The following is a 1,384-nucleotide window of genomic DNA, read 5'->3' as shown; positions in this document are numbered from 1 at the left end:
GCTTCTGCCGAGCGAGCCACAACGCAGCCGTCGTTGTTCGATAGCACCACGATCGGGCGCCCCTTGAGGTCTGGCCTAAACAGGCGCTCGCAGGACGCATAGAAGTTGTTCACATCGACGAGGGCAATGGCGTTGGGCATGGTTTACCCCAGTTTGGTCTTGTGGAGCACATAGGTTACGACGCCAAAAATTTCTAGTTCCTGCCCGTCCAATAGATGGATGGGTTGGAAATCCGGATTGGCGGGTAGCAGGGCAGGGAACGGGCGTTCTTGCAGCTGTTTGACAGTGAATTCTCCATCAAGGCAGGCTAGAACGATAGCGCCGTGGCGGGCCTTGAGCGCCCTATCTACGATCAAAAGATCCCCGTCATTGATGCCCTTTTCCACCATGCTGTGGCCACTGGCCCTGACATAGAAGGTGGCAGCGGGATGCTCAATACAGATCTGGTTCAGATCTATGGTTTGCTCAATATAGTCCTGTGCTGGGCTAGGAAAGCCGCAAACCACAGGGGACAGAAAAAGCGGCAGCTCTAGAGCGTCCGGGGTTGGATGTGGGATGGCGAACATGGTGGCTCACTGGTTACTGTTTTTATATACAGTATGGCCGTATTGCATAACGTGTGCATCCGGTGTCAGTTGACATACCGGGCCCATTAGCTATGTTCGGTTCACATGGTACTGTGTTCATAGGACGCGTGATGGAATCAACAGTTTTTAGGTGTGGTCGTGGCCAGGGGGTATACCTGCCCGAGGCAGTGGCCCTGCCAGATGAGGTCACGCATGTTGAGATCGTCGTGGTTGGTCGTACTCGCATAATCACACCTGTAGGTGAGTCCTGGGATAGGTGGTTTGATGAGCCTTGTATGAGCGCCGACTTCATGGCCGAACGTGAGCAGCCAACCGCCTAGGAGCGAGAGAAACTCTGAGGTTGGTCCAGCAGGGTAACTGAGTTGCGTAGCTGAGAGGGATTGTTTTTATATATATAGATAAAGCGTATCCCTCTCACCTGAAAAGGTGAATAGCTATGGCTATCATTCTCGCGTAGCGAGGATTGTTCATAGATCTGTCGGTACTCGCCCCCCAGGCAGGATAGCTCAGTAGCCATTTTTTCTAGGTTGCACCACTGGTCGTGGTGCATGTGATCCAGTTCTGTATCTACAATGCTGGCGATTGGTCTCTCCTCTGTAGTTGTTTTAGCCGCTGCAATTTTGGACAGTATGCGACATGCCGAGAACTGCTCTAGGGAAGGTGCGAATAAGCGGGGAAATTCTTCTCGGCTGACTCAGTCATTTCATTTCTTCATGTTTGAGCCGATTTTTTCTCCCGTAAATGCCTTGAATCAGCCTATTTAGACCGTTTCTTCGCCATTTAAGGCGTTATCCCCA

2 protein-coding genes and 1 pseudogene are annotated in these 1,384 nt (G+C 51.8%); 1 reads left to right on the top strand and 2 read right to left on the bottom strand.

Features of this window, described 5'->3' with window-relative positions; genetic code table 11:
* Positions 1-140, bottom strand: a pseudogene (locus J9892_RS25220) (protein UmuC); the annotation flags it as partial.
* Positions 141-143: 3 nt separating this feature from the next.
* Entirely contained in the window at positions 144-566 is a 423-nt protein-coding gene (gene umuD, locus J9892_RS20970) for a translesion error-prone DNA polymerase V autoproteolytic subunit (protein ID WP_010676201.1), read from the bottom strand.
* Positions 567-658: 92 nt separating this feature from the next.
* On the opposite strand from umuD, the gene vapB reads away from it, so the two are divergent.
* Positions 659-907 carry a type II toxin-antitoxin system VapB family antitoxin gene (gene vapB, locus J9892_RS20965; protein ID WP_332459560.1) on the top strand — a complete coding sequence of 83 codons (249 nt, stop codon included), beginning with the start codon at positions 659-661 and terminating at the stop codon, positions 905-907.
* Positions 908-1,384 lie beyond the last annotated feature (477 nt).

Origin of the sequence: Aeromonas sp. Prich7-2 (assembly GCF_017939255.1) — a bacterium.
GTDB classification, from domain to species: Bacteria; Pseudomonadota; Gammaproteobacteria; order Enterobacterales; family Aeromonadaceae; genus Aeromonas; species Aeromonas caviae.
Note: the sequence above shows the minus strand (reverse complement) of the source record. Positions and strands in the feature narration are given on the sequence as shown.